Source organism: Mucilaginibacter sp. BGA-UO-ETr-C110, from assembly GCF_059567985.1.
Genome location: NZ_JCAQPB010000002.1, coordinates 2887557 through 2913425, shown reverse-complemented (window position 1 = coordinate 2913425; position 25869 = coordinate 2887557). Strand labels below are relative to the sequence as shown.

Annotated in this window: 26 protein-coding genes; 17 read left to right on the top strand and 9 right to left on the bottom strand. The window is 41.7% G+C overall.

Features of this window, described 5'->3' with window-relative positions:
* Window positions 1–36: 36 nt before the first annotated feature.
* Window positions 37–648, bottom strand: coding sequence for a hypothetical protein (locus AC57BQ_RS12770; protein WP_496406646.1), 612 nt, complete (start codon window positions 646–648; stop codon window positions 37–39).
* 112 nt (window positions 649–760) lie between these two features.
* Between AC57BQ_RS12770 and AC57BQ_RS12765 the strand changes: the two genes are divergently transcribed.
* Both AC57BQ_RS12765 and AC57BQ_RS12760 read left to right on the top strand, forming a co-directional pair.
* The gene (locus AC57BQ_RS12765) at window positions 761–1258 is read left to right on the top strand and encodes a hypothetical protein (protein WP_496406645.1); all 498 of its coding nucleotides are present in this window, start codon (window positions 761–763) and stop codon (window positions 1256–1258) included.
* The gene (locus tag AC57BQ_RS12760; protein ID WP_496406644.1) at window positions 1258–1800 is read left to right on the top strand and encodes a GNAT family N-acetyltransferase; all 543 of its coding nucleotides are present in this window, start codon (window positions 1258–1260) and stop codon (window positions 1798–1800) included. The genes AC57BQ_RS12765 and AC57BQ_RS12760 overlap by 1 nt, the downstream gene beginning before the upstream one ends.
* 64 nt (window positions 1801–1864) lie before the next feature.
* Here AC57BQ_RS12760 and AC57BQ_RS12755 read toward each other — a convergent pair whose 3' ends face one another.
* Window positions 1865–2458, bottom strand: a complete 594-nt coding sequence (locus AC57BQ_RS12755) for a fasciclin domain-containing protein (RefSeq protein ID WP_496406643.1) — start codon at window positions 2456–2458, stop codon at window positions 1865–1867.
* 807 nt (window positions 2459–3265) lie between these two features.
* Window positions 3266–4720 carry an NADP-dependent isocitrate dehydrogenase gene (locus tag AC57BQ_RS12750; RefSeq protein WP_496406642.1) on the bottom strand — a complete coding sequence of 485 codons (1455 nt, stop codon included), beginning with the start codon at window positions 4718–4720 and terminating at the stop codon, window positions 3266–3268.
* A 183-nt stretch (window positions 4721–4903) separates the two neighbouring features.
* On the opposite strand from AC57BQ_RS12750, the gene AC57BQ_RS12745 reads away from it, so the two are divergent.
* The 5 genes from AC57BQ_RS12745 to purE all read left to right on the top strand — a co-directional run bounded on the left by AC57BQ_RS12745 (window position 4904) and on the right by purE (window position 7904).
* Complete coding sequence (locus AC57BQ_RS12745) at window positions 4904–5284, top strand: hypothetical protein (protein WP_090468893.1); 381 nt, start codon at window positions 4904–4906, stop codon at window positions 5282–5284.
* Between the two features lie 74 nt (window positions 5285–5358).
* Window positions 5359–5757 carry a hypothetical protein gene (locus tag AC57BQ_RS12740; RefSeq protein ID WP_496406641.1) on the top strand — a complete coding sequence of 133 codons (399 nt, stop codon included), beginning with the start codon at window positions 5359–5361 and terminating at the stop codon, window positions 5755–5757.
* A 57-nt stretch (window positions 5758–5814) separates the two neighbouring features.
* A complete protein-coding gene (locus AC57BQ_RS12735; protein ID WP_496406640.1) occupies window positions 5815–6954 on the top strand; it encodes a 5-(carboxyamino)imidazole ribonucleotide synthase in 1140 nt (379 codons plus the stop codon).
* Window positions 6955–7022: 68 nt separating this feature from the next.
* The gene (locus tag AC57BQ_RS12730) at window positions 7023–7373 is read left to right on the top strand and encodes a four helix bundle protein (RefSeq protein WP_496406639.1); all 351 of its coding nucleotides are present in this window, start codon (window positions 7023–7025) and stop codon (window positions 7371–7373) included.
* 33 nt (window positions 7374–7406) lie between these two features.
* On the top strand, window positions 7407–7904 hold the full coding sequence (gene purE, locus AC57BQ_RS12725; protein WP_496406638.1) for a 5-(carboxyamino)imidazole ribonucleotide mutase: 498 nt from the start codon (window positions 7407–7409) through the stop codon (window positions 7902–7904).
* Window positions 7905–8028: 124 nt separating this feature from the next.
* On the opposite strand, the gene AC57BQ_RS12720 is transcribed toward purE, so the two are convergent.
* The gene (locus AC57BQ_RS12720) at window positions 8029–8592 is read right to left on the bottom strand and encodes a YqgE/AlgH family protein (RefSeq protein WP_090468888.1); all 564 of its coding nucleotides are present in this window, start codon (window positions 8590–8592) and stop codon (window positions 8029–8031) included.
* 162 nt (window positions 8593–8754) lie between these two features.
* On the opposite strand from AC57BQ_RS12720, the gene pdxH reads away from it, so the two are divergent.
* Window positions 8755–9402 carry a pyridoxamine 5'-phosphate oxidase gene (gene pdxH / locus AC57BQ_RS12715; protein WP_496406637.1) on the top strand — a complete coding sequence of 216 codons (648 nt, stop codon included), beginning with the start codon at window positions 8755–8757 and terminating at the stop codon, window positions 9400–9402.
* Window positions 9399–9896, top strand: a complete 498-nt coding sequence (locus AC57BQ_RS12710) for an NADH-quinone oxidoreductase subunit C (RefSeq protein WP_496406636.1) — start codon at window positions 9399–9401, stop codon at window positions 9894–9896. Before pdxH ends, AC57BQ_RS12710 begins: the two co-directional genes overlap by 4 nt.
* Window positions 9897–10008: 112 nt before the next feature.
* On the opposite strand, the gene AC57BQ_RS12705 is transcribed toward AC57BQ_RS12710, so the two are convergent.
* Window positions 10009–10698, bottom strand: coding sequence for a hypothetical protein (locus tag AC57BQ_RS12705; protein WP_496406635.1), 690 nt, complete (start codon window positions 10696–10698; stop codon window positions 10009–10011).
* A 147-nt stretch (window positions 10699–10845) separates the two neighbouring features.
* Here AC57BQ_RS12705 and AC57BQ_RS12700 point away from each other — a divergent pair, with 147 nt between their 5' ends.
* Entirely contained in the window at window positions 10846–11862 is a 1017-nt protein-coding gene (locus AC57BQ_RS12700; protein ID WP_496406634.1) for a threonine aldolase family protein, read from the top strand.
* Window positions 11863–11980: 118 nt separating this feature from the next.
* Here the strand turns inward: AC57BQ_RS12700 and AC57BQ_RS12695 are convergent, their stop codons facing one another.
* Window positions 11981–12496 (bottom strand): YceI family protein, encoded by a 516-nt coding sequence (locus AC57BQ_RS12695; protein WP_496406633.1) that lies wholly within the window; start codon window positions 12494–12496, stop codon window positions 11981–11983.
* A gap of 215 nt (window positions 12497–12711) precedes the next feature.
* Here AC57BQ_RS12695 and AC57BQ_RS12690 point away from each other — a divergent pair, with 215 nt between their 5' ends.
* Window positions 12712–13248, top strand: coding sequence for a hypothetical protein (locus tag AC57BQ_RS12690; RefSeq protein WP_496406632.1), 537 nt, complete (start codon window positions 12712–12714; stop codon window positions 13246–13248).
* 88 nt (window positions 13249–13336) lie between these two features.
* Here AC57BQ_RS12690 and AC57BQ_RS12685 read toward each other — a convergent pair whose 3' ends face one another.
* A complete protein-coding gene (locus AC57BQ_RS12685; RefSeq protein WP_496406631.1) occupies window positions 13337–14350 on the bottom strand; it encodes an aldo/keto reductase in 1014 nt (337 codons plus the stop codon).
* A 152-nt stretch (window positions 14351–14502) separates the two neighbouring features.
* On the opposite strand from AC57BQ_RS12685, the gene AC57BQ_RS12680 reads away from it, so the two are divergent.
* Window positions 14503–15588: a DNA topoisomerase IB gene (locus tag AC57BQ_RS12680; protein WP_496406630.1), complete on the top strand. Its 1086-nt coding sequence runs from the start codon at window positions 14503–14505 to the stop codon at window positions 15586–15588.
* Window positions 15589–15895: 307 nt separating this feature from the next.
* Here AC57BQ_RS12680 and AC57BQ_RS12675 read toward each other — a convergent pair whose 3' ends face one another.
* Together AC57BQ_RS12675 and AC57BQ_RS12670 are read right to left on the bottom strand one after the other, a co-directional pair.
* Window positions 15896–17653: a M56 family metallopeptidase gene (locus AC57BQ_RS12675; RefSeq protein WP_496406629.1), complete on the bottom strand. Its 1758-nt coding sequence runs from the start codon at window positions 17651–17653 to the stop codon at window positions 15896–15898.
* Between the two features lie 11 nt (window positions 17654–17664).
* Entirely contained in the window at window positions 17665–18021 is a 357-nt protein-coding gene (locus AC57BQ_RS12670) for a BlaI/MecI/CopY family transcriptional regulator (protein WP_090468871.1), read from the bottom strand.
* A gap of 265 nt (window positions 18022–18286) precedes the next feature.
* On the opposite strand from AC57BQ_RS12670, the gene AC57BQ_RS12665 reads away from it, so the two are divergent.
* The 5 genes from AC57BQ_RS12665 to AC57BQ_RS12645 all read left to right on the top strand — a co-directional run bounded on the left by AC57BQ_RS12665 (window position 18287) and on the right by AC57BQ_RS12645 (window position 25821).
* Complete coding sequence (locus AC57BQ_RS12665) at window positions 18287–19870, top strand: flavin monoamine oxidase family protein (RefSeq protein WP_496406628.1); 1584 nt, start codon at window positions 18287–18289, stop codon at window positions 19868–19870.
* A gap of 122 nt (window positions 19871–19992) precedes the next feature.
* Window positions 19993–21165: a pyridoxal phosphate-dependent aminotransferase gene (locus tag AC57BQ_RS12660; protein WP_496406627.1), complete on the top strand. Its 1173-nt coding sequence runs from the start codon at window positions 19993–19995 to the stop codon at window positions 21163–21165.
* 118 nt (window positions 21166–21283) lie between these two features.
* Window positions 21284–22276, top strand: a complete 993-nt coding sequence (locus AC57BQ_RS12655) for a Hint domain-containing protein (protein ID WP_496406626.1) — start codon at window positions 21284–21286, stop codon at window positions 22274–22276.
* A gap of 171 nt (window positions 22277–22447) precedes the next feature.
* Window positions 22448–24805, top strand: a complete 2358-nt coding sequence (locus AC57BQ_RS12650; protein WP_496406625.1) for an ABC transporter permease — start codon at window positions 22448–22450, stop codon at window positions 24803–24805.
* A 152-nt stretch (window positions 24806–24957) separates the two neighbouring features.
* On the top strand, window positions 24958–25821 hold the full coding sequence (locus tag AC57BQ_RS12645; protein ID WP_496406624.1) for an SDR family oxidoreductase: 864 nt from the start codon (window positions 24958–24960) through the stop codon (window positions 25819–25821).
* The last annotated feature ends 48 nt before the right edge of the window (window positions 25822–25869 follow it).

The window sequence follows — 25869 nt, the reverse complement described above, 5'->3', positions numbered from 1 at the left end:
TGCTTTAAAAAGTTTTGAGTAGCTAAAATTTAACTATTAGTAAAGTACTTTTTTTTCGTCGACTATCTCTTTTAAAATAGCCTGCAGCACCACGGCGTTCCAGTCTTTGGCAAAACTGCGGCTTTTGTACTGCCGCTTGTTATTGCGGTTGTAGATCATGAAATAGTTGTAGTAATTGCTGATACCTACTTCGCCCCATTGCAAAATGTTGAGCGCGTCCCAGCCAATACCATTGGGGTGAAAGTAGATGCCGCAAAGCTCAAATGTTTGGTTGATCTTATACAGATCATAATAGTAATTGTATTGATTTACAAAGTAATAGCGCCATAACTGGTGGATGATCTCTGACCAGAGCTGGTTATACAGATTTTTGCGGAGGCCGTAATAACTACCCAGTTTAACGCTGATCACCTTTTGCTGATCGGTTTGAATTTCGATAAAATACTGTCTGCCAATGGTAAAAGCATAGCCTCTTAACCAACTAATACCATACCGGAAACCGGTAATAGTTTCGGCAGGTATAAAATCAGGCGACTTTAAACCCATGGGTTTTTCGATGATCAGGCTTTCTGTTTTAAACGTTAATATTTTACTCGTTTTCTTATTCAGCAAAGCCGGAACCTCAATAAGGCAGGTGTCTTTATTCATTGCCATAAAAATAAGCATCTGTTACAAAAATTTACTTAAAAGCAAAAAATAAATTAATAATGCCCACACCACAATTTTATAAAAAGCATAAATTAGCCATTCAAATCTCCTGATGCAAAAAGATACTACACCTCGTAAAAGCAATGTCCTGCTCAATATCCTGGGTATTGGACTAATAACCGGTACGCTTGACGGTTTGGCCGCCCTGATCTGGAACTATAAAATAAAACCGGCCATCATTTTTAAATTTATAGCCAGTGCAGCGTTTGGCAAAGCGGCTTTTAAAGGCGGTGCCGAAATGGTTGTGGCGGGTGTGGTGTTCCACTATCTGATAGCTATTTTGTTTACCAGCGCGTTTTACCTGTTGTATCCTTTCTTTAAAAAAGGACTTAAAAATGCTTATCTGATAGCGGTGTTGTATGGTTTTACCGCCTGGATCATCATGAACCTGGTGGTTATACCCATCACTCAAAAAGGGTTCCCGGTAGTTAAACTGCCTGTTGTTATAACCGGTATAGCTGTCCTGATCATTTGCCTGGGAGTGCCAGTAGCGTTGATTGCAGACCGCCATCTGAAACAGGGGAAATTTAAGATCTTATCAAAAAAATAATGAGCATGCAATTCCCAGAGCATTTTCCGGAACTACAAACGCAGCGGTTGTTGCTGCGCGCATTAACAGTTGCTGACAGGGACGCTATATTCGCCCTGCGTAGCAATGAGGAAGTTAACCGCTTTGTTGGCCGTGATGCGGCTCAAACGCTTGCTGACGCTGACAGGTTTATTAGGGATAGGATACAGGATATAATTGAAAATAAGGGTGTGTACTGGGCTATTGAATCAAGAGCTACCGGTAAATTGATAGGTACTATTTGTTACTGGAATTTAAATGATAACGATAACACCGCCGAGATAGGGTATGAACTGCTTCCTGATATGCAGGGACAGGGTATCATGCAAGAAGCCATAGTGCCGGTAATTGCCTGGGGTTTTAATGATATGAGGCTGGAGGTTATTACCGCTTTCCCATTAGAAGTTCATGGTCGGTCGGTTAAATTATTGGAAAAGAATGATTTTAGTTATGATGAAATTATTGATGGCCATTTGTTTTATAAACTAAGCCGCCAGATATGGCAGCTTCATCAACCTACATAAAAAAGAGCCCGGTATTTGCATACCTGGGCCTTTTTGGATTTAGAATTAAACAAACGAAATCGTTCTATTGGGGGATTATCACACTATCAAGGCCATGTATAACACCATTGCTGGCCATACTATCAAATGATACCACAACTGCTTTATTTCCTTTGGCATCGGTGAGTTGAAGGTTACTCTTGTCGTTAACCGATAGGGTTAAGGCATCACCGTCGATGGTTTTTAAAACAGCCTTCCCTTTGCCGGCATTCAGCGCTTTAATAATATCGGTTTTAGTGTATTTACCAGCTATCACGTGATATTTTAAAACCCTGGCCAGTTTGGCCTTATCCTTCATCAGATCGTCCATAGTAGGTTTGGGCACTTTGCTGAATGCTACGTCATTCGGCGCAAAAACAGTAAACGGTCCGGCGCCTTTTAGAGTAGCTTCCAGATCAGCGTTCTTGATGGCCAGCGCCATTGGTGCAAAATTGGTGGAACTTGAAAGTACGCCAACCACATCGCCAGAGGCAGCTGAAGGAGCGGCGGTTGAGGCAGAGGCGGCTTTATTGCTTGTATCGCGTTTAGTAGTGTCTTGTTGTTGTGTTTGGGCAATTGCACTGGTTGATAAAAATCCGATAGTTAGTGATGCAACGGCAATTAAAACTGACTTTTTCATGTTCATCTTTCTTTTGATTTTGTTCATAATTTGCATGTAAATAAGTAGCAGTTTTCCTTATAAATTGTCGTTTAAATTAATAGTTTATTGTAATTAATGTATGTTTATAACTTATAATTACAATGAAAGGTTTTTAAATAATTAAAAAAGGTGCTTAAACCGCTAAAAAAGAGGGAAGTAAAAATTGTACGAATTACACTATTGGCCGCGAATTACACGAATTGATCAAGTCTTATGGGATGAGTTAGGGCCCATCATAGTATTCAAAAAAGGGTGACAGCCGATCAAAAAGCCAAAGCCTTGTGCGATTCCTTCCCTCGGGAAGGGGAGGAAGGGGTTTATGGAATAGGCTCATCATCGCGCGTACAAACCCCGCCCGTGGGTAAATAGCCCATGGTTAAGCATAACGAATAAATAATATCCAAAAATAGGGGCTGTCACCCTGAGCGCCGTCGAAGGGGAGAGCGCAGAGGCCTGCCCACCATGCTTCGACGGGCTCAGCATGACACCCTTTTTGAACAAATGTCTAACCATGGGCTATTACCCTCCCACGGGGAGGGAATTAAAAGTGACGCTTTTTTATCCCAAAAACATGGTTTACACTGTAAACCGTTTTTTATGACAAAATAAAAATTAATTAATTGATAATCAATTAATTAAATAAGTGTAAACCATAAAAAGTGTAAACCATGTAAACCCATTTTTTAATAAAATATTCAACGGTAGAACTATCTCAACTCACATTATCGCATAAAAAAAGCCCGTGATAAATCACAGGCTCTTTCTGATATTGATGCAAACAAATGCTTATTGACCTTGTGCCAATGTATAGCCAATTTTACCGTCGAAATTCATCAGGAACTCAACTGAGCAAACTTTAGCCAGTTCAGAAAAATCAGCGGCAATGTGCAGCAACTCTTTCTGGGTGATATTTTTACCGGCTTTCTTTTCAAAGCGTACACGGTACTCGTTAACCAGTTCGGTATAAATAGAACCTGTTGGCCATACCTGCGTACCACGGTTAGAGATCATTACCAGTTCAAAGTTATCGGTTAATACCTTTTTTGCCATTTCGGCCAGTTCATTGGGTTGTAGCCTGGCTTCCACAAACACATCGACGCCAATCATCTCTTCTTTGATGTTTTTGGTAACGGTCAGTTTGTTTTTTATAGGTTGCAGATGGCTCACTCTGGTTTCAAAATCGGGGTTTGAAAAAACACCGCCGTTGGCCGGTACTTTACCTAAGTTGTCAATAATGGCATCCACAAAGCTATTGGTGTTTGATGATGGTACAGATTTGTTGCCAAAATCGCCGGTGTGCACACCTTGTTCTAAAGTATACAGTAGCGCATTTTCGATATCTGCCGCGTTTTTGGAGAAACCTAAAAAGCGCAACATCGAAATACCGGAAAGTAACAACGCAGTAGGGTTGGCAATACCTTTTCCCGCAATATCAGGAGCGGTACCATGCACGGCCTCAAATATGGATATGTTATCGCCAATGTTGGCTGATGGAGCAAAACCCAATCCGCCAACCAGGCCGGCGCAAAGGTCTGATACGATATCGCCCTGCAAATTGGTTAAAACAATGGCTTCGAACGTTTCGGGACGGGTAACCAGTTTCATACACAGGTCGTCAACAATAATGTCTGATGCTTCAATTTCGGGATATTCTTTAGCTATTTCCTGGAAAGTTTCCAGGAAAAGACCATCGGTCAATTTCATGATGTTGGCTTTATGACCGCAGGCTAATTTTTTTAAGCCTTTGCGTTTAGCCATTTCAAAAGCATAACGGATAACCTGTGCCGAACCCGGACGGGTGATGATCCTGCGACCTACAGCAACATCATAAGTAAGCAGGTGTTCAATGCCACCATAAGTATCCTCGATGTTTTCTCGGATGATGGTGAGGTTGATGGGGATACCGGCTTTAGAAAAAACAGTCTCAACACCGTTCAAAGTCCTGAAGTCACGCTGGTTGGCATAAGTATTCCAAACTTTACGGGCAGTTACGTTGATGCTTTTTACGCCCTTACCTTTTGGAGTTTCCATAGGGCCTTTAAACAGTATACCCAGGGTTTCAATGGTTTCCTTTGCTTTAGCCGTCATACCGGTGGAGTGCCCCGCGTCGAAATACGACTTACCCATCTCCACAAATTCATACTCAAGCTGTACATCATTGGCCTCAAAAACTTTAAGTACGGCCTGCATTATCTCGGGACCTATTCCATCACCGTTGGCTACTGCTATTTTGGTTCTCATTGAAAATTATATTTATGTAAAAAACGGGGCAAAGGTAGCTGTTTTTAGGGTATTAAAGGGAGATGCGCCATGTTGCAATCCAATTTGTGACAATAGGATTAAGGCTTTTCAAGCTCATATACGTTTCTTTGCGGCAATGATACCGGCTCACAGTCGGGCTTATTTATTATATTTGATTTCAAGATGAAAACAATTCCTAAACAACTTTTCAGGGTCTTCTTATTCGCGGTTATCCTGTCTATAGCTGCCGTCTGCGTTTATTACAATATAACGCAAAAGAGCGACGATTATACCAAGACATTACCTAAGATCATGGAGAATGTCACCTTTTTAAATATCATTATTTTTGTGATGACCCTGCCTGCTATGTTCCTGGTTAACCCGCAATATTGGAATAATCGCGTTGTGCGTTTTCTGCTGTATTTTGGTGGATCGGTTGTGTTTATCATTACTGCCCTGAGCATGAAAATAAGTCCTCCTGTTAGAGTGGTTTACCTGATGACAGGTGGTATATTCCTGGTTGTACACGCCATTTTTTATTATTTGCTGGTTAAAAAACGGTAATAAGATTTTGGTCACTTTTTAATGAGTGTGTTATTTGGTTATATTAGCGTAATAGAGCCTCTTAAGTCTTATTTATGCTTTTTAAACGTATCCTGAAACTATATCTGTTTTCTTTCCTGTTAACTATAGTTTTATCGGTCGCTTTTAATTTTTCATTCATTATGAGCGATGATAAGCATATCGGATTGTACCTGCTTATTTCGGGAAGCCTGTTTTTGAACATACCTTTAGTACTGGTGAGTATCCCGGGTCTGTTATTATCCCTTCAATCACCAGATGAGATGTCAAGGGCTTTTGCTGCCTCTGCAATAGTGCCGGCTATAATTCTGATTTGGGTTGTCGCCTTTTCGGGAATGGATGGGGTAGACCGAGAGTTTTATGCCATAACTGTAATTGCGTTTCTCATCGTTTTATCTTATTTGTTTTTTGGTAAGCCCAGCCGCAAAAAGATCATTGACGATGTTGAAGTATAGGAAACTAAATTGCTTTATGGCTTTTTGAAAGATTTCAGGTAAACTTGCATCTTCAACATGAAAGCATTCTACGGAGATTTAAAATTAGGTATCCTGGGCGGCGGCCAGCTTGGTCGTATGCTAATACAACAGGCCATAAATTATAACGTAACCATAAAAATTCTTGACCCTGATCGGGAAGCGCCCTGCCGTAAACTCTGCGATGAGTTTACCATAGGTTCACTGAGCGATTATGAGACTGTTTACAATTTTGGTAAAAATGTAGACATGATTACTATCGAGATAGAAAAGGTTAATGTTGACGCTCTTGAACAACTGGAGAGAGAAGGGGTGATGGTTTATCCGCAGTCGCGCATCATCAGGCTGATACAGGATAAGGGCTTGCAAAAGCAATTTTTTAAAGAGAACGGCATTCCTACAGCTGATTTTCAGATCATATCATCACCGCAGCAATTACAGCAAAGCTTTATACCATTCCCATATATCCAAAAGCTGCGCAAGGATGGTTACGATGGCAAAGGCGTTTATAAAGTAGCTGATGAAAGCTATTTGCCCGGTGCATTCAAAGAGCCCAGCCTGATCGAAAAATGGATCGATTTTGAAAAAGAAATAGCCGTAATTGTAGCCCGGAATGAGAATGGAGAGGTAAGTACATTTCCCTTGGTGGAGATGGAGTTTAACCCTCAGGCCAACCTGGTTGAGTTTTTGATATCGCCATCAACCTTACCGTTCGAGATACTGGAACGGGCCGAGCAAATTGCCAAAAAAATAGCCGAGAGCCTTAAAATTGTAGGCATACTGGCGGTTGAAATGTTTTTAGACAAACACGGCAAAATACTGGTTAATGAATTGGCGCCACGTCCGCATAATAGCGGGCACCAAACTATTGAGGGTAATGTAGTTTCGCAATTTGAACAGCATTTAAGGGCTATATTTAACCAGCCACTGGGCGATACAGCATGTCTTAACAATGCCATTATGGTGAATATTTTAGGGGAGGTGGGTTATGAAGGTCCGGCTATATATCAGGGCATCGAAAAAATATTAAAAATTCCTGGTGTATATGTGCATTTGTACGGAAAAGCTTTAACAAAACCGTTCCGCAAAATGGGGCATGTAACCATTGTTGATTCTGACCGGGAAAAAGCCATTGAAAAAGCAAGATTTGTGCAGCAGACGTTGAAGGTGATTAGTTAAATTTGGTTCATAGTTCATGGATCATAGTTCATAGTAAGGCAGGTTATTTACTTATCAAATAGAGACAAATGGCATTTAGGTTTGAAGATCTTCAGGTGTGGCAAAAGGCCATGGACTTAGACGAACAAATCAATCAGTTGACCAAAACCTTTCCTAAAGAAGAAATTTATATCCTAATATCTCAGATAAAAAGAGCGGCAGATTCTGTAGTATTAAATATTGCCGAAGGCTCAACGGGGCAAAGCAAAGCTGTTTTTAAAGTGTTTTTAGGTTGCTCACTAAGATCCGCAATAGAAGTTGTGAGTTGTTTATTCATCGCAAGAAGAAGAGGGTATCTGAAAGAAGAAAATTTTAAAATACTGTATAATGAATATGAGGTATTGGTAAAAATGATCACAGCACTGAGAAATTCGGTTTGACGATTTTTTACCATGAACTATGAACCATCAACTATGAACAATAAAGAACCAAAAGTAGCCATCATTATGGGTAGCAAATCCGATCTGAATGTGATGCAGGATGCCGCCGATGTTTTAAAAGAATTAGGTGTAGAGTATGAGATCACCGTAGTATCAGCACACCGTACGCCCGACAGGATGTTCAGTTATGCCCGTGCTGCTGCTGATAGGGGTATTAAAGTAATTATTGCCGGTGCCGGTGGTGCCGCTCATTTGCCGGGTATGGTGGCCTCTTTAACCCACTTACCTGTAATTGGTGTGCCTGTTAAATCAAGCAATTCTATTGATGGCTGGGATTCGATACTTTCCATATTGCAAATGCCCAATGGTATCCCTGTAGCTACCGTAGCGCTTAATGCAGCAAAAAATGCGGGCATACTGGCCGCGCAAATACTATCGACTGCCGATGAATATTTGGTTAAAAATCTGATCGACTTTAAAGAGGACCTCAAGAAGAAAGTAGAAGACTCTGCAAAGGAAATGGAGGGGTAGTAGGCAGTTACCGGTGGGCAGTTTGCAGTTAGCAAACACAAAGAGCGATGAGGGTAATCATCGCTCTTTGTGGTATCTTAAATATGGCTTAGTTCAGTGTAAACTGCCCACCGGTAACTGCTAACTAATTCAAAGCCGGGTTCTCTGGGAAATTGGCAATGTGGGCATAGCGTTGGCCAAGGCCTATAACCACTTCTTTCCAGAGGTTTTGCTCATCATTGGAAAATAACGTTTCAGATTTAAATTTTTCGGCCACTATCCAGCTATCCTGTAGTATTTCTTCGTCAAGTTGTTGCGGTGTCCAGCCGGAGTATCCGGCAAAAAACTTGATCTCGTTTTCGGTTAGCTGGTAGTTTGATATCAGTTCTTTTGCCTGTTCAAAATCGCCGCCCCAAAATACGCCTTCGGCTATTTCAATGCCACCTTCTATTTTTTCGGGGCAGCAATGCATAAAATGCAGGGTGTTTTTGGCTACAGGTCCGCCGTCATAAACCGGCATTTCGGAGTAAGAAACGTCGGGTAATACGTCGCCCAGCATATATTCACTATGATGGTTTAAAATAAACCCCATAGCGCCATCGGCAGAGTATTCTGTCAGTAAGATAACCGATCTTTTAAAATTCGGATCCATCATAAAGGGTTCCGAAATGAGCAGACGCCCCGCGGCAGCCGGAATTGGACTTAGCATAAGGTTCAGTTTTTAAATAATACAACAAGCATAACAAAAATATGTTCTAGTATCAAGTACTTAGTATCAAGTATCGTGATTTTGAACGCCTTATAAAACAAAATGCAGCTGTCCTGATACTTGATACTAACTACTTGATACTAATTTGTAAGTTTGCATTCAATGAATCAGCAGGAAATACAAAATTTAAGGCAGGATTACACTGCCGCTACATTGTCCGAAAATGATACCAAGGGCGACCCGATAAATCAGTTCGAACAATGGTTTAACGAAGCTTTAGCCGCAAAATTGCATGAGCCCAATGCCATGACGCTGGCTACAGCTACCCCAAACGGAAAACCATCGGCACGTATCGTGTTGTTAAAAGGCTTTAATCAGCATGGTTTTATGTTCTATACCAATTACTTAAGTCGTAAGGGTAAGGAGATCACTAAGAACCCGCAGGGTGCCATCACTTTTTTTTGGGCTGAGCTGGAACGCCAGGTACGTATTGAAGGAACGATAGAAAAATTGAGCAAGGAAGACTCTGAAAGATATTTCCACACACGGCCGAAAGGCAGTCAGATAGGGGCTGTAGTTTCACCGCAGAGTCAGGAGATAGAAGGTCGTGACGAATTAGAAAAAAAATGGAACGAACTGGAAGCTGAATACGAAGGCAAGGAAGTACCCAAACCATCATTTTGGGGAGGTTATATCCTGAACCCGCAATTGGTTGAGTTTTGGCAGGGCCGTTCGAGCCGTTTGCATGATCGTATTCTGTATAAAAAAGTTGATAAAAAAAGCTGGAAAAAAGTACGTTTAGCACCATGATGTTTAACGATATCAAACAATTGCTTATTCAAAAATTTGGCGAAACCGTAATCACGGGCGAAGAAACAGGCGGGCTTCAACCCGCCCTGTTGATCAATCCTGATGATATTACATCGGTTTGCCAGGAGCTGCGTAATAACCCTCAAACCTATTTTGACTTTCTGTCGAGCCTAAGTGGGGTGCATTACAATGATGAGGATAATCGTTATGGTGTGGTTTATCACCTGGCATCCATACCTTATAAAACTCAGCTTACGTTAAAAATAAGCAAGCCGCATGACCGTGAAAGTACCGAATTGCCTGAATTTAAAAGCATAACCAGCGTATACCGTACTGCCGACTGGCATGAGCGTGAAGCTTATGACTTGCTGGGTATATTTTTTGAAGGTCACCCGGATCTGCGCCGGATACTATTACCCGACGATTGGGAAGGCTTTCCGCTCCGGAAAGATTACCAGAATGCGGAGTATTATAAAGGAATAAAGATCGATTAGATAAGGGTGTCATGCTGAACTCATTTCAGCATCTCATTAGCAGGTTAAATCATACGTATATGCAACCTTGGATATGGGATGCCGAAATGAATTCGGCATGACTTCTCTTGATTTACTGCTTTTTATGCGCCGCCACCTGCGCGTTATAATAAGCTACCAGCTTATCAATATTCTTTAGCCCAAACTGGTGCGCGTGTATTTTTTCGACCACATCGGGTTCATCGCCCATAATATCGGTCATAATGTCTTCAAAATTCTCGTCAGTAAGCTGTTTCATTTCGGCAGTATTGGTGCCGTAATAATAAACTGTTTTGCCGCCTTTACGGCCGCGGCCACCACCAAGGGATATGCCTATACCGCCGCCTATGCCGCTGCCATATCCGCCGGTACCTACCCCCATGCCTACTCCCGGCGAAATACCAAAGCCGCTTCCACCGCCGCTGCCTTTGCCACCTTCGGCTACATAAAGCTTAGTGGGTTCATCCAACACCACCTTTACAAAATCGGTTTCTTCTTTACCCCATGCACCGTTTTGCGGGGCGTGGGCCACTACAAAGCTGTCTTTAGCTACTATGAACGACCGCAGGTCGCTGGCGCTTAATTTGTATGGGTTGTTTTTTTCAGTCTCTTTAAATTCAATAAAGCCTTCATCTTTTATAGGCCCTTTGCCCGGAGGGTTAAGCCTGATAAAACCGGTTTCGCGGTTGCCTTTTACATCGGTAAAAGTACCGGGCTGCCATTTTTGAGCCTGTACCGATGTAAAGCTCAGTATGATTAATGAAAGAAGTATGGTAGTACGCATAGTGAGTTAAAAAACAGAGAACGTAAATTTAAAACATTTTAATATGACAGATACATATTTGTTACAAGCATAAAATACATGGATGATTGTAAAATTGAAAGCATATCATTTAGATTTGAGCATCTAAAATAGGAATTAAAAATTACCATGCAATTAACTGTTGATTTACGCAGCGATACGGTTACCAAACCGACACCAGGCATGCTCGAAGCGATGTGGAGCGCCAAAGTAGGGGATGATGTTTTTGGTGAAGACGAAACCGTTAAAGAACTGGAGCAAAAAGCTGCAGCCATTTTTGGGATGGAGGCGGGCTTGTTTTGTCCATCCGGTACGATGACTAACCAAATAGCTATTAAATGCTTTACACAGCCCCTGGATGAGCTAATAGCCGACCAAACCGCGCATGTTTACCGGTATGAGGGTGGGGGGATTGCCTTTAACTCAGGAGTATCTACCCGTTTATTAACCGGCTACCGGGGCATTATCACCGCCGAAATGATAGAGCCCGAGATTAATGCCGAAAATATTCATTACCCACATACCAGTTTGGTGGTGCTGGAAAATACAGTAAATAAGGGCGGCGGCAGTTGTTATACACTGGCCGATATTGCCCCTATTGCCGAACTGTGCCGGGCCAAAGGTTTGAAGCTCCACCTGGATGGCGCGCGTATATTTAATGCTTTGACCCATACTGGCGACAAGGCTATTGACTATGGTAAATACTTTAACGGGATATCCGTTTGTTTGTCCAAAGGACTGGGTGCGCCCGTTGGCTCGGTTTTACTGGCTGATGCCGAAACGATCAAATACGCCCGTCGTATCCGTAAAGTTTTGGGTGGTGGATGGCGGCAGGCAGGCTTTTTAGCTGCCGCGGGTATCTATGCGCTTGATCACCATGTGGAGCGGCTTAAAATTGATCATGCTCATGCTGTTATTTTAGGCGAGGAACTGGGCAAATTATCCTGGGTAAGCAATGTAGTACCGGTTGAAACCAACATCGTGCTTTTTGACACGGTTGAACCAGCAACTGAAGTGTTGGCCAAGCTGGCTATACATGGTATCAAAGCAGGGGATACCGACAAGCACCGCATCCGTTTTGTAACTCACTTGGATGTTCATCCGGAGCAAATAGAACACGTTGTGAAAGTATTGAAAAGCTTTTAGTAAAGGATACAGAATATTAAATCAAAAGCCCGAAGTTTTTAAGCTTCGGGCTTTCTTTTTTTGAGTTATTAAATAAAACACACTATTTCCCCCTCATAACTCAAAATTCATAAATAACTTATTTGGTTACCGGAACATTTAAAGAGATGTCCAGGTAATCAGGTGAACCATTTTTGGTGATGCCGAAATCCTTGGTGATCACTTTAAAATCGCCTTTGAAAATGCCTTCGTTTCCCTTGTCATCAAACGTAAAGTGAATGGTAATAGGCTTGGTAACACCCTTTAAGGTGAGCTTACCGCTGGCATCGTAACCTGCACTGGTTTTGCTTACAGCAGTTGATGTAAAGGTAATGGTGGGGTAATGATCAACATCAATAGCATCCTTAGAGTGGCTGGTTTTAATAAAAAAACCGGTGCTTAATGTAGTAGCATCAATAGTAGCCGAGATTTTTGAATCTTCAGGATGTGCTTTATCGAACTGGATATTAGCTTTTAAACCCTGAAACTCCCCGTGGATTTTTCCGTTGGAAAATTTTATTTCATAAGGATCTTTTACTTTCCAGGTAGTTGCTACAATAAAGGCCGAAAAACTGATGAATAATATGATCAGCGCTGGATAGATAGTTTTTTTCATGTGAATATTTTTTTGTTTGATATATATAACCCCGGTTAAATGATGGTCGTTACAAAAAATACGATGGCTTTAAGTAATAGGTTGCCTGTGGTAAAAATTTCCGTTACCAGGTATTTTTTTCTGCTCGATTTTAAAAAATAAATTGGGGATGAGGCAACCTATTTGTAAATGAGATAGTAATGTATATAAATATTGTTTACTAAAAATTATTACAAATGAAAAAACTATCAAAACTAATAGGTGTAGCTTTTCTGGCAGCTATTTTGTTTTTTGCAACTGACGTAAAAGCACAAACTACCCCAGCCAATGCTTTTGTTTTAAGCTTAGGCATTGAATCGGGACTTCCGACTGGAATTGCCAAGTATGGCACAAATTTCAGTTTAGGTGGAACCGCACGCTTACAGTATGGTGTCACTAATGATCTTGCGATCACATTTACCGCTGGCGGTTACCACCTTTTCCCGAAAAAAATACCAGGACAAGACAGAAGATATCAAAGCTACGGGGAATTACCTATAAAAGCCGGTGTTAAAGAGTTTTTTCTGCCCAATATATATGTAGGTGGTGAAATTGGTGTTGCCTTTGAAAAACTGGAAGGTCCTAATTGGGGCCCCCGTCGTTTAGATCTGTCGCCTAACCTGGGTTATGCCACCAAACACTGGGATTTTGGCATCCATTATGACTACCTTACTCACAAAGAAGATCACTTGGGTATATTTGCCCTACGTGTAGCTTATGGATTTGGATTGTAATTTTACTATCTGATATAACAAAAGGGAAGCTATCATGGCTTCCCTTTTGTTTGTTATGGAGTAAAGGTTTATTCAAAACTTCTCTAGCCTATCTAAATCTATGCTGATAGTCAATGATCCAGGCCGGATATTCAATGGGCAGCGCGCTTGCCTCATTGATCTTTTGAAGATCATCAGCCGAAAGTTCTATTTCGGTTGATTTGATATTATCCAACAATTGATCGTTATTTTTTGCGCCAATAATAGTGCTCGTAATTCCTTTTTGGAGGCGTACCCATGCCAGCGCGATTTGTGCCGCCGATACGTTATGCTGTTTGCCTATCTCCACAATTACATCGATTATATCATAAGCCTTTTCTTTATCTATCGGCGGGAAATCAAAAGTCGATCTGCGCGATCCTTCGGCGTTTTGGTTGTTACGGGTGAATTTACCCGATAAAAAGCCACCTGCCAACGGACTCCAGGGCATCATAGCCATATTTTGATCAATAGCTACGGGTAATATCTCCCTTTCAATATCTCTGCCTGCCAATGAGTAAAAGCATTGCATACCCACAAATTTGTGCCAGCCATTTTTTTCGGCAATGCCCATGGCTTTCATTACCATCCAGCCGGGCCAGTTACATACGGCCACATAACGCACCTTGCCGCTTAAAACAATATCGTTTAATGACCGCATGATCTCTTCTACAGGTGTATGGTAATCCACACCATGTACGTATAAGATGTCGGTATGATCCAGCTGTAGGCGTTTTAAACTGGCATCAACTGATTGAAATATATGATACCGGGATAAACCGCCGCTGTTTTGTCCCTGGTTTAAAAAAGCACGCACTTTAGTGGCTATAACCAGTTGGTTGCGGTCGAGTCCCACATTTTTGATGGATTGGCCCAACAGCGATTCAGATTCACCGAAGGAATATACATTGGCGGTATCAATAAAATTGATACCGGAGTCAACAACTGTTTTCATGATGTCGTTAACCTCCTTTTGCTGGGCTTTACCAATGGCTTCGTATAAGCCGGTGCCTCCAAAGGTCATGGTGCCAAAGCAAAGCTCGGAAACCAGCAGGCCAGTATTTCCTAAAAAATTGTATTTCATCAATTAGTGGTTTTTGTTTGATGTGAAATTAGCTAACAATCCTATGTTTATAAAATATAAACATCATTATTAATTAAAAGTTGGTTCGGGTATTTCCGTCCTAGTCCCTGGTCAGCAAAACTTAGTGGTATGGACTTTGCTGTTCCATCCCCATGAACCGATTGCTGCAAAAACTGGAAAAAATTGGCCGCGACCCCAAGGTTACTGCAAAGGCGGTTGGTTTGAGGTATGTATCAGATTCAACGCCCGGATATACCCGTAAAAGATCGGGCAAAGGATGGAACTTTTACGATGCGGACGGTCTATTGGTAAAAGATGAGGAATTGATAACCAGATTTATCCACCTGGTGATCCCTCCTGCTTATACGGATGTTTGGATATCACCCTATGAAAACGGGCATTTGCAATTTACAGGTATTGATGCTGCCGGGCGAAAACAATACCGATATCACACTGGCTGGAACCAGATCCGCAATCAATCCAAATATCATCGTCTGCAAACTTTTGCATCGTATTTACCGGCCATACGCGAGCAGGTAGATAAAGATCTGGCCCGTCCTGATCCCGACCATGAAAAGGTGGTTGCCCTTGCTGTGCGCCTCATGGAATTGACCAGCATCAGGGTAGGGAACGAATCATATCAAAAACTGTATGGCTCTTTTGGCCTAACCACCCTGCAAAACCGGCATATTAAAATTGAAGGATCAACCATCAGGTTTGAATTTAAAGGGAAAAAAGGCGTGCAACATAAAGTAAGCCTGCAAAGCAGAAAACTGGCCCGACTGGTAAAGCAATGTCGCGACATCCCGGGAAAAGAGCTTTTTCAGTACTATGACGAAGCCGGTGAGCGCCACAGCATTGACTCTGGCGACATTAATAATTACCTGAAAGAGATCACCGGCGAAGATTTTACTGCGAAGGATTTCCGTACCTGGGCAGGCAGCGTAAGCGCTTTATATGCGTTTAAATCGGCTGGTGAATTTGCCAATGTAACGGAGTGCCGTAAAAAAATCATCAGCGTAATTGACGAAGTTGCTGTTAGCTTGGGCAATACCCGTTCGGTTTGTAAAAAGTATTATGTACACCCCTCGGTGATTAAAAGTTATGAGGAAGGTACGCTGTTTAAATATATCAGCGCGCTGGATGAAGAAAAAGATGTAAAAGCAGCTGAACTCAACCAGGCCGAAAAAGCATTGCTTACCCTCCTTGAAACAGAAAAACTGGCCGAAGCCAGTTAGTTGGTGTTATTAATTGTGATCGGTAGGGCCATTGTATTACCTAAAAAGTGGGTTTACATGGTTTACACTTTTTATGATTAACGTGATTTTAATTTATTTAAAATCAGATAATTATATTATTTTTTCATCATAAAGTGGGTTTACAATGTAAACCCACTTTTATGCTTCAGGGGCCTCTGCAAGAGACCCGATGGGACTGTAATATGGTTAAAAAGGCTGTCACCCTGAGCTTCGTCGAAGGGTAGAGCGCAGAGGCCTACCCTCCATACTTCGACGGCGCTCAGCATGACAGCCTTTCAGACAATCCTTAATCAGTCTTCTTCTTAGTTGTTATCTGTATAACCCCATCTTTTGCCTTATTGCCGTATTTTTTTACGGTGTCTTCGCCATTGATAACATTCATACTTTCAATCGCCTTAGGATTTATTTTATTGATATCAGCGGCGGGTATTTCCTTTCCATCAACCAGGATCAATGGGGTTTTATCTTTATCAAAAGAAATATGCATGCCTTCATCATTGTTTACTGAGATGTTCTGAGCAGCGGTACTTTTACCATTAACTGATACGCTTGACGTGGATGAAACCCTTATAATGTGAGCCTTCGCATTGCTCTTTACATTTACCCTTATGGCAGTATCAGCAGTGACTACATACGGGGCAACATTTACGGTAGCGCTGGTGCTAACAGCTGTTGTGGGGTAAGCTTTTACTGTAGTGCCAGTTACACTCACCTTGGGGCTTGCTCTATAGCCAGTTACAGTAACACCATTTGATTGTTTAGATCTTTCTATTACTTTTCCCTCTGGCGAATCTTTGGTAACAACAAGTACTACGCCAGTATTTCTTACATCATCCTGGTTAATAAATGGAGGCAGGTCACTTACGCGGTCGCCTTTTATTACATTAACCTGTGCTATATTATTAGGATCAATATTTTTTAGATTGCCTCTTACTCCATTGATATAACAAACTATCGAGTCCTTCTTGTTATTATCACTTACAATAACCAGTTTTTTTTTGGTTGTATCAGTCCTGAAAGCGGTACTTGTTTTAGTGACCTTATGAGCGGCCTTTTTAGGCTTAGTAAAAATAACATTGCCACCTGCGGGATTAGGAATAGCCTCTACAGCTACCATGCTTGTTAGCGGTTTAACCGCATTAGCCAGCTTGATCCTGATCGGTTTGGCAAAATCGGCCGTTGATATGCTGAATATCAGCAGTAAAGTAATCACCGCGGGTACCAGGAAGGCATACCGGGTAAGGTTTATTTTCGAAGATCTTTTAGCGTTCATCATGATAATGCGTTTTTTGATGGTTGATATATTAAAATGGTTCACTATACCGGGCTGTTGGTTGTTAAAACTTACCGAAACCAGGCTGTACTGATAGGTTTTACTATCGATACCATGGTTCAGTATCTTGCGGTCGGTGATAAACTCCACGTTTTCGCGGATAGCCTTTTTCATTAGCCATATGCCTGGATTAAACCAGTAAAAAATACTGCTTACCTCGGCCAGCAATATATCGGCGGTATGCCACTCATTCACGTGGATCTGCTCATGCAATAATATGGCCTTCAGATCAGCGGGTTCATGTTTTGACGGATTTACAAAAATGCTTTGCCAGAAAGAGAAAGGTGCCGCGTCTCTATCCATAATCCGTACCTGGTGATTGTTGATGGTAGCTGGTTTGGAGCTTTTATACAATCTGTATAATGAGAATAGCTGCACCACCAGTTTAATGGCCAATATGTAGGCTCCCAGCCAGAAAATAACTTCGGCCCAGCGCCAGTAATCGGGTTGGCTCAATGGTTTTACCAGGCTTTGTACCGGTGCCTGCCAATTGATAACTACTTGTTGTACCGGTTTCACCAACTTCTCGTGCCGCTGCACAAAAGCCGAAAGGTTTAACCAGGGGTACACACTGGCAAATACGATGGCTGCAAGCAGGTAAATACGGTTAAGCGTATAAAAAGTAAGCGGCCTGAGCACCAGGTAATAACCCGCGCAAAACAATAACAGGGCCATATTTACTTTAAGTAAAAAAACAAACAGTGCTGGCATGGTATTAAGGTTTATTGTTTTTCAATTAGTTTAATGATCTCCTGTAGGTCGCTGGCACTTATCTTTTTTTCGTTGGCGAAAAACGTTACCAGGTCTTTGTAAGAGTTTTGGAAGTAATCACTCACAAAACCACTCATAAAGCGTTTTTTATATTCCTCCTCTTTAATGATGGGGATGTAACGGAGCGAATTGCCCATTTTTTCACTTTTTAAAAATTCCTTGCGCTCCAGGTTCTTAATGGTGGATGCCAGGGTGGTATAAGGAGGTTTGGGCTCCTGCAATTGGTCCAGAAAATCTTTAATAAAACCGGGGCCACACTGCCATACCGCTTGCATGGCTTCTTCCTCTTGTTGCGATAATTTCTCCATTGTATTTACGATTGTTTCGTAAAACTACGAAAGTTTCGTAGTAATCCAAATTTATTTTTATTTTTTTTGAAAAAGGGGAGCGATGTCTTTTTAAAATAAGCTATGCCGGGGTTTGCGATGACGGAGGTGTGTTTGCCCTTGTTGATAATAATTCATACAAAGCCTGTAGGTATTATCATATTTAAAAATTTGTGCTATGTCTTTTATTAAAACGTAAAAAAAATTATCTTTAACACACAACATAGTATAAAACATAAAACGCTTATTGAAAACGATTACCCGCAGAGACTTTTTAGGTAAAGGAGCTATGCTTGCCGGTGGGGCTTATCCTGCTATGATGGCCCTGGGTTTGTTACGCCCGGCGCCTGTACATGCCTTTAACTTGCAGGGTGACGGCAAAGGCAAACACATCATTATACTGGGGGCTGGGCTTGCCGGTATGACTTGTGCTTACGAACTGAATAAATTAGGTTATCAGTGCACCATACTCGAGGCCCGTTGGCGGGCCGGTGGGCGTTGCTGGAGTATTCGTAACGGTAGTACGCAGCAGGAGATTGATAAACCCACTGTAACTGCCCGTTTTGATGATGGTTTGTATTTTAACGCCGGGCCATCGCGTATACCACATCATCATGAGCTTACCCTGCATTATTGTAAAGAATTGGGCGTACCTATACAGGTTTATAATAATGTAAACGAGGGCGCCTATTATTTTGCAGAGGGCAAGGGGCCGCTGTCAAACAAAAAAGTAAGGGTCAGGGAGGTGCATAACGATATCCGGGGATACATGACCGAGATGCTGGCCAAAAGCATTGATCATGGCAGTCTCGACAGTAACCTGACCAAAGAGGATGGCGAAAAGATCATCGAATATTTAAGGGCAGAGGGTGGTTTGGATATTGATAAGCTCTATAAAGCCTCCGCACGCAGGGGTTACGCCGAATCGCCGGGAGCTGGTGACAGGCCAGGTAAAATCGCCGATGCGCATAAACTGGCTGATATCCTGCATTCGGGCTTAATGGATCCCGACTTTTATAACGTTGCCGAATATACTTACGAATTGCAGATGACCATGTTCCAGGCTGTAGGAGGCATGGATCAGATAGCCAAAGCACTGGAGAAAAAAGTAGCGCCGGCTATAAAAATGGGAGCCGAAGTTACCGCCATCAATAATTTGGCAGAAGGCGTAAAAATTACCTACAAGGACGCGCAGGGCGAGCATGTGCTTACCGGCGATATGTGTATTTGCACCCTTCCACTCCCGGTTTTAAGTAATATCAGTAATAATTTCTCGGGCGATGTAAGCAGGGCTATTGATTACATCGGGTATAACTCAACCGGTAAAATAGGCTTGCAGTTTAAACGCCGGTTTTGGGAAGAGGATGAACATATTTATGGGGGTATTACGCACACCAATAACGACCTGACGCAGATCTTTTATCCATCCTATGATTACCTGGGGAAAAAGGGTATCTTAATAGGATATTACAACTTTAACGAAAAGGCCCAGAAAACAGGCGCTTTAAGCTATGCCGATCGCGAAAAATTCGCGTTGGAGAAAGGCAGGCTCATACACCCGCAGTACGATAAAGAATTTGAACGCTCATTTTCGGTAAGCTGGCACAAAACAAAATACAATTTAGGCGGATGGGCTGTTTATACCACAGAAACCCGTAAAGCCCAGTATCCTGTGCTGTTGAAACCGGATAAGCAGGTTTATTTTGCCGGCGAACATTTAACTTATTTAAATGCCTGGATGGCCGGTGCATTTGAATCGGCCCGGAGCACGGTAGCTGCCCTGCATGCCAGAATGAGCGAACAACGAGTACAGTATAAGAGTATCAAGTAGTATAATAATAGTATCAAGTAGTTAGTATCAAGTATCAAGATTTTTTAAAGAGTTAAAAGAAAGATGAAGCTGTCTTGATACTTGATACTCACTACTTGATACTAAATTAAAACCAAACCACCATGGCAAATTCACTAAACCGCAGAAACTGGATCAAATCCAGCGCATTTATGGCCGGGGGACTGGCCCTCTTTTCTGGTACCATCAGTAAGCTGGCGGCAATGCCGGTTGTCCGTTCGTTTAAACCATCGCCACGTAGCCTGAATGATCAGGAGGTTATAGCCAATGTTGGGTTTGAGTTGAAAGCGAGACTGTTGGCTAATGAAAATCCATTCGGCCCATCAGCCAAAGCAAAAAAGGCCATCCAGGATGCTATTGAAAAAAGTTATCAATATCCATTTTTTGATCTGCCGCTGCTTTATAATAAAATAGCCGATTATGAGGGTGTAAAACCCGCGAATATCCTGATGGATGCCGGCTCAACGCCGCTATTGCTTGCCGCGGCTATGTACTATACCAAAGGCGGTAAAACGGTGATCACCGGCGACCCTTCTTATGATGACCTGCCAGGTCGTGCTGAAGCATTGGACGGAAAATGGGTAAAAGTACCGCTTACTGCCGATTATAAACTTGATCTGGATGCTATGGAAGCCAAAGTAGATGATAGCACTGGCTTAGTTTACATCTGTAACCCCAATAATCCAACCGCTACTATTGTAGATACAGCAAAACTGAAAGCTTTTTGCGAACGGGTATCCAAAAAAACAACGGTGTTTGTTGATGAGGCCTATATAGATTACCTGCCCGATCCGCAGGCTTCTACCATGATCAGCGCCGTTAAAGCGGGTAATAATGTGATCGTGGCACGTACTTTCTCTAAATTGTACGGTTTTGCCGGTATGCGTTTGGGGTATATTATATCACAACCGGATACTATTGCAACATTTAAAAAATATACCACCCAATCATGGAGTATTTCGGCTCCAACACTGGCTGCCGCGATTGCCGCTTACCGGGAAACCGATTTTTTAAACGATACCTTAAAGAAAACGAATGAATCAAAAGAGTATTTGTATTCCGTACTTAAAAAAGAGGGGTACGAGTATATCCCATCATCGGCTAATTTTGTGATGTTCCCGCTTAAAATGGATGGACAAAAATTTGTAGGCGAAATGATGAAACGGGGAGTGGGCATCCGTAACTGGAAATTTAATGGCAAGGACTGGTGCCGGGTAAGCATTGGCCGTATGGACGAAATGGAAGCCTTCGCCGAAGCATTTAAACAAATATCTTAATCTTAACAGAGTCAAGGGATAAGAGTCAAGAAACAAGACTAAAATATCAGCTTTTGTTTCTTGATTTTAGCTTTTCCCACTCTTGATTCTTGACTCTTATCTCTTGACTCTTTTACACATGCGTAAACTAACATTAACACTGCTTTTAACAGCTTCAATTTATTTGTGCCGGGCGCAAACTGTAAACCCACGCCCGCTTACCATGGCCGAATATGATAAGGCGCAAGCTTTTACTATTGCCGACCTGGATAAGGACACTTATGTGAAATTTGAGAATACTTATGTGCTCGATAGGTATGAGGGCCGTAAGCCTTATTTTGTTACCGGAGCCGATGGTCTGAAAAAACGTATTGACCTGTACAAACTCATCGCTAAAGAAGGAATGCAGGAAATAGGGCTGATGGTATTTTATACCAACGAAAAAGGAAAGCTATACAAGGCGCTTGTTCCGGATTTTACGGCTGATGCCAAAGTTTGGGCAAAATATTTCCAGGATATTGACAACATCAACAAAGAAGAAACAAATTTTATCCTGAAGCTGTCTTATATCCTGTCAAAAGAGGTAAGCTTTCAGCAGTATAAAGTTTTAAATGGGGGGAAGGATATGAAAGAAGAGGCCGCCACTTATGGTAACGATATTTGTTTCCCGGGGGACGAACTGGTGACGATGGCCAGCGGCGAAAAGAAAATGCTAAAAACTGTAAAAGCGGGTGATAAGGTGATCACTATTGATCCGGCTACTAAAATAAGTTCAGCCGTAAAAGTGAAAGAACTAACTGTACATGAAGCTAAAAACTACGCCTTGACCCAATTGGTGCTGGTATCGGCTATTGTAAAAAATAGCGATGCCGGGCAGCAGATCAGCTTAAATACCAAAATATTGCAGGCTACCCCTAATCACCCTATGCTCACCAAACAAGGCAATCTGAAAATGGGACAGATAACAGAAGGGCAGGAGGTGCTATGCATGAATGAGCAAACCGGCAAGTACGAAACGTTTACGGTGTTACAAAAGACAGAACATAGCGGCGGTTTACAAAAAGTGTACAACATTGTAGCGGATGGTGGTAGCACCCTGCTGATGAATGGCGTAATGGTGATGCAAAAATAAAACGCTGGCCTCACCTTTATAAAATCCCAGCTCAAACTGTCCGCATGCGGACAATTACTATAATATATCCGTACGGAACTATATGGGATAATTTATTCTAATTATTTAATAATCAGTAATTTATATGAATGGCATAATCTTGGTAAGCATATTGGCCTAAATGCTCCACTCATGCTGAAAAATTATATCAAAACTGCCTGGCGTAATTTGTTAAAAAACAAATTTTACTCTCTTATTAATATTGTTGGTTTAACTGCTGGCCTGGCTATCGGCATCCTGATATTATTATGGGTGCAGGATGAGCTGAGCTTTGACAGCTTTCACAAAAAAGCGCCAAATATTTACAGGATGGCCATTTTTGGTGGCACCGGCGCCAGCAGGCAAATTTGGTCGCAGGATGTAGCCCCGATGGGCCCGCTGGCTAAGCAGCAATTATCAGGAGTAAAGGATCAGGTGCGTATAACGGGGAATGAGTTTTTTTCGATGTTTAAATACCAGGATAAAGTTTTTGGTAATGAGAACGTTGTTTTTGCTGATCCATCATTTTTCTCCATTTTCGATTTTCCACTGGTGCAGGGCAATACGGCAAAGCCTTTTGCAAATGATAATTCTGTAGTAATTACAAAAAAAACGGCTAAAAAATATTTTGGTGATGAAAATCCTATAGGAAAAGTAATCGTAGCAGATGATAAGGCAAACTTTACTGTGAGCGGCGTTATCAATGATTTTCCGGATAATTCAAGCTTTAATATGGGACTGATCATGCCGATGAGCTACCATATCAATAAAAAACTTGCTGATAATAAGGAAGATGTGAATAGCAATTTCAGCAATTTTAATTACGAAACCTATCTTTTACTTAATCCGGGTATTGCCCCGGAAAGTTTAAAAACCAAGCTGTTTAACATCCACATCAGCCATAAAAAGGAAGATACCGATGTTGAATATTTATTATTACCCATAACAAAAACCCATTTATATCACTTGGACGGCAGTGACGGTGGTATAAGCACAGTAAGGATATTTGTTGTTATAGCTTTGTTAATATTGGTAATTGCCTGTATCAATTACGTAAACCTTTCAACTGCACGGTCAATGCTGCGGTCAAAAGAGATCAGCATGCGTAAAATTATCGGAGCGGCAAAATCACATTTATTCCTGCAGTTTATTGTAGAAACGGCCTTGCTGTTTTTGATAGCCGCTGGTTTGGCCATTTTGCTTATTTATGCCCTGATGCCCGCATTTAACCAGCTATCGGGCAAGCAACTGGTGTTTAATCTTAATAACTATCATATATGGATAGTTATATTGGCAACCATATCGGGTACGCTTATCGTATCCAGTATTTATCCGGCATTACTGCTTTCATCATTTGAGCCGCTTAAAGCCTTAAAGGGTAAAGTTTCTGCAGGGATGGGTGATGTTACTTTCCGCAAAATACTGGTGGTCACCCAGTTTACATTCTCAGTGATACTCATTATTGGAACAATAGTAATTACCAACCAGCTCAGTTTTATCCGCTCAAAACAATTGGGTTATGATAAAAGCCACGTATTGGGTTTGTGGATGCGGGATATGGCAAAACATTATGATGCCGTAAAAGCCGAACTTTTAAAGCAACCTGGCGTATTAGGGGTTACCCGCTCCAACTCAAACATTGTAAGCCTTGGAGGTTTAAGTGGCGATAATGATTGGGATGGCAAGGCGGCTAACCAAACATTTATTGTGCACCCTATGGCCATTGATAAGGATTTTATGTCCTTTTTTAAAATGAAATTAGTGCAGGGAGCTGGCTTTACAGGTGCGGTAGCCGATTCCACCCATTTTATTTTAAACGAAGCAGCAGTTAAAGAGATTGGTTTGCAAAACCCGATAGGCAAAAGATTCAGGATGTGGAAAACTAAAGGTACCATTATTGGGGTGGTAAAAGATTTCCACTTCGCTTCTATGAGGGAGAAGATCTCGCCTGCTATTTTTTACTATACGACGGATTTAAACTCAATGTACATCAAAACAGATGGACGTAACGCTCAAAAAGCGATTAACGCTGCGGCAGAACAATTTAAACAATACAACGGGCAATACCCTTTTGATTATACCTTTCTGGACGATATTTTTAACAACCTTTATAAAGGCGAACAACGGGAAGGAACCTTGTTTAATTATTTTGCAGGTATAGCTATCATGATCTCGTGTTTAGGTTTATTAGGTTTAGCAGCCTTTACAGCACAAGTGCGTACCCGTGAAATTGGTGTTCGAAAAGTATTAGGCGCCAGTGTAAGCGAAATTATTGGCTTGCTGGCAAAAGACTTTATCAAACTGGTGCTGATTGCTATAGCTATAGCCATTCCGGCTGCCTGGTTCACGATGAATAGATGGCTGGAAGATTTTGCCTACCGCATCAATATTGGCTGGTATGTATTTGTATTAGCAGGATTAATGGCGATACTGATAGCTTTTATCACCATCAGTTTTCAATCAATTAAAGCAGCATTAACCAACCCGGTAAAGAGCTTAAGAAGCGAGTAACAGAGGAGCAATCTAAATAGTAAAATTGAGGTATTTTAATAGAATTGTAAAAGTATTGATGCTAATCAAAAAAAACTGCCTTTGGGAGGTTATGGGCTAAAAAAACGAGTATCTTGCAAGTCTGAAAGTTATCTTTTCAGAAGGTAAAGGGCATGGCTTTAAAAACAACCATCATTACCGGTGCAACATCGGGCATAGGACAAGAAACCGCTTTAGAGCTGGCAACACAAGGACACGCGCTTTATTTGCTGGTACGCAATACGCCAAAAGGCGAGCGGCTCAAGAACCAAATAATTGGGAAAACAGGTAACAAAGAAATATATGTGGTACGTTGCGACCTGGCCGATTTGCAAAGTGTACGCGAAGCTGCGGATGAACTCAATCAAAAACTTTTCGCCATTAATACCCTGATCAACAATGCTGGTGGCGTTTTTCAAGAACGGGAGGTGAGTAAGAATGGGTTTGAAATGACCTTTGTTACCAATCACCTGGGGCATTTTTTACTGACAAATAGCTTGATGCCTTTATTACAAAAAGGGCAGGCCCGCATCATCAATGTAAGTTCGGAAGCTCATAAATGGGGTAAACCACGGTTTGATGATTTGCAATGGCAACAAACTTACAATGGCTTTAAAGCTTACGGGATGAGTAAATTGTTTAATATTTATTTTGCCCAGTCGCTGGCAGAGAAATATGGCGATAAGGGAATACTTGCTTTTTCATTACATCCAGGTACGGTAAAAACGGGCTTTGGGGCAGGTATTAAAGGCTTGGGTAAAGTATTGTTTTTGCTGGCTACTCCATTTATGGTAACAGTAAAACAAGCTACCGAAACTTCGGTATTCCTGGCAACAGCTCCACGACTTGACCAATACAATGGGGCTTATTTTAAAAAGAAGAAAAAGGCAAATACCTCGGCCATTGCAACAGACACCGAATCCCGAAATAAGCTCTGGGCCATTAGCGAAAAACTCCTTTCACGTTATTTGATCTGGCCAGTTATCAATGCGGAATAGGAAGCAGGACCGTGAGAATCAAGAAACGAGAGTCAAGAATTAAGATGA

What these genes read in the sequence shown, in the direction of transcription:
- AC57BQ_RS12705 (WP_496406635.1), bottom strand. Translation starts at nt 10,698, where the DNA reads ATGCGTACTACCATACTTCTTTCATTAATCATACTGAGCTTTACATCG.
- AC57BQ_RS12690 (WP_496406632.1), top strand. Translation starts at nt 12,712, where the DNA reads ATGAAAAAACTATCAAAACTAATAGGTGTAGCTTTTCTGGCAGCTATT.
- AC57BQ_RS12765 (WP_496406645.1), top strand. Translation starts at nt 761, where the DNA reads ATGCAAAAAGATACTACACCTCGTAAAAGCAATGTCCTGCTCAATATC.
- AC57BQ_RS12750 (WP_496406642.1), bottom strand. Translation starts at nt 4,720, where the DNA reads ATGAGAACCAAAATAGCAGTAGCCAACGGTGATGGAATAGGTCCCGAG.
- AC57BQ_RS12740 (WP_496406641.1), top strand. Translation starts at nt 5,359, where the DNA reads ATGCTTTTTAAACGTATCCTGAAACTATATCTGTTTTCTTTCCTGTTA.
- purE (WP_496406638.1), top strand. Translation starts at nt 7,407, where the DNA reads ATGAACAATAAAGAACCAAAAGTAGCCATCATTATGGGTAGCAAATCC.
- AC57BQ_RS12745 (WP_090468893.1), top strand. Translation starts at nt 4,904, where the DNA reads ATGAAAACAATTCCTAAACAACTTTTCAGGGTCTTCTTATTCGCGGTT.
- AC57BQ_RS12695 (WP_496406633.1), bottom strand. Translation starts at nt 12,496, where the DNA reads ATGAAAAAAACTATCTATCCAGCGCTGATCATATTATTCATCAGTTTT.
- AC57BQ_RS12645 (WP_496406624.1), top strand. Translation starts at nt 24,958, where the DNA reads ATGGCTTTAAAAACAACCATCATTACCGGTGCAACATCGGGCATAGGA.
- AC57BQ_RS12655 (WP_496406626.1), top strand. Translation starts at nt 21,284, where the DNA reads ATGCGTAAACTAACATTAACACTGCTTTTAACAGCTTCAATTTATTTG.
- AC57BQ_RS12755 (WP_496406643.1), bottom strand. Translation starts at nt 2,458, where the DNA reads ATGAAAAAGTCAGTTTTAATTGCCGTTGCATCACTAACTATCGGATTT.
- AC57BQ_RS12710 (WP_496406636.1), top strand. Translation starts at nt 9,399, where the DNA reads ATGATGTTTAACGATATCAAACAATTGCTTATTCAAAAATTTGGCGAA.
- AC57BQ_RS12675 (WP_496406629.1), bottom strand. Translation starts at nt 17,653, where the DNA reads ATGCCAGCACTGTTTGTTTTTTTACTTAAAGTAAATATGGCCCTGTTA.
- AC57BQ_RS12720 (WP_090468888.1), bottom strand. Translation starts at nt 8,592, where the DNA reads ATGCTAAGTCCAATTCCGGCTGCCGCGGGGCGTCTGCTCATTTCGGAA.
- AC57BQ_RS12700 (WP_496406634.1), top strand. Translation starts at nt 10,846, where the DNA reads ATGCAATTAACTGTTGATTTACGCAGCGATACGGTTACCAAACCGACA.
- AC57BQ_RS12680 (WP_496406630.1), top strand. Translation starts at nt 14,503, where the DNA reads ATGAACCGATTGCTGCAAAAACTGGAAAAAATTGGCCGCGACCCCAAG.
- AC57BQ_RS12730 (WP_496406639.1), top strand. Translation starts at nt 7,023, where the DNA reads ATGGCATTTAGGTTTGAAGATCTTCAGGTGTGGCAAAAGGCCATGGAC.
- AC57BQ_RS12660 (WP_496406627.1), top strand. Translation starts at nt 19,993, where the DNA reads ATGGCAAATTCACTAAACCGCAGAAACTGGATCAAATCCAGCGCATTT.
- AC57BQ_RS12770 (WP_496406646.1), bottom strand. Translation starts at nt 648, where the DNA reads ATGAATAAAGACACCTGCCTTATTGAGGTTCCGGCTTTGCTGAATAAG.
- pdxH (WP_496406637.1), top strand. Translation starts at nt 8,755, where the DNA reads ATGAATCAGCAGGAAATACAAAATTTAAGGCAGGATTACACTGCCGCT.
- AC57BQ_RS12735 (WP_496406640.1), top strand. Translation starts at nt 5,815, where the DNA reads ATGAAAGCATTCTACGGAGATTTAAAATTAGGTATCCTGGGCGGCGGC.
- AC57BQ_RS12685 (WP_496406631.1), bottom strand. Translation starts at nt 14,350, where the DNA reads ATGAAATACAATTTTTTAGGAAATACTGGCCTGCTGGTTTCCGAGCTT.
- AC57BQ_RS12760 (WP_496406644.1), top strand. Translation starts at nt 1,258, where the DNA reads ATGAGCATGCAATTCCCAGAGCATTTTCCGGAACTACAAACGCAGCGG.
- AC57BQ_RS12670 (WP_090468871.1), bottom strand. Translation starts at nt 18,021, where the DNA reads ATGGAGAAATTATCGCAACAAGAGGAAGAAGCCATGCAAGCGGTATGG.
- AC57BQ_RS12650 (WP_496406625.1), top strand. Translation starts at nt 22,448, where the DNA reads ATGCTGAAAAATTATATCAAAACTGCCTGGCGTAATTTGTTAAAAAAC.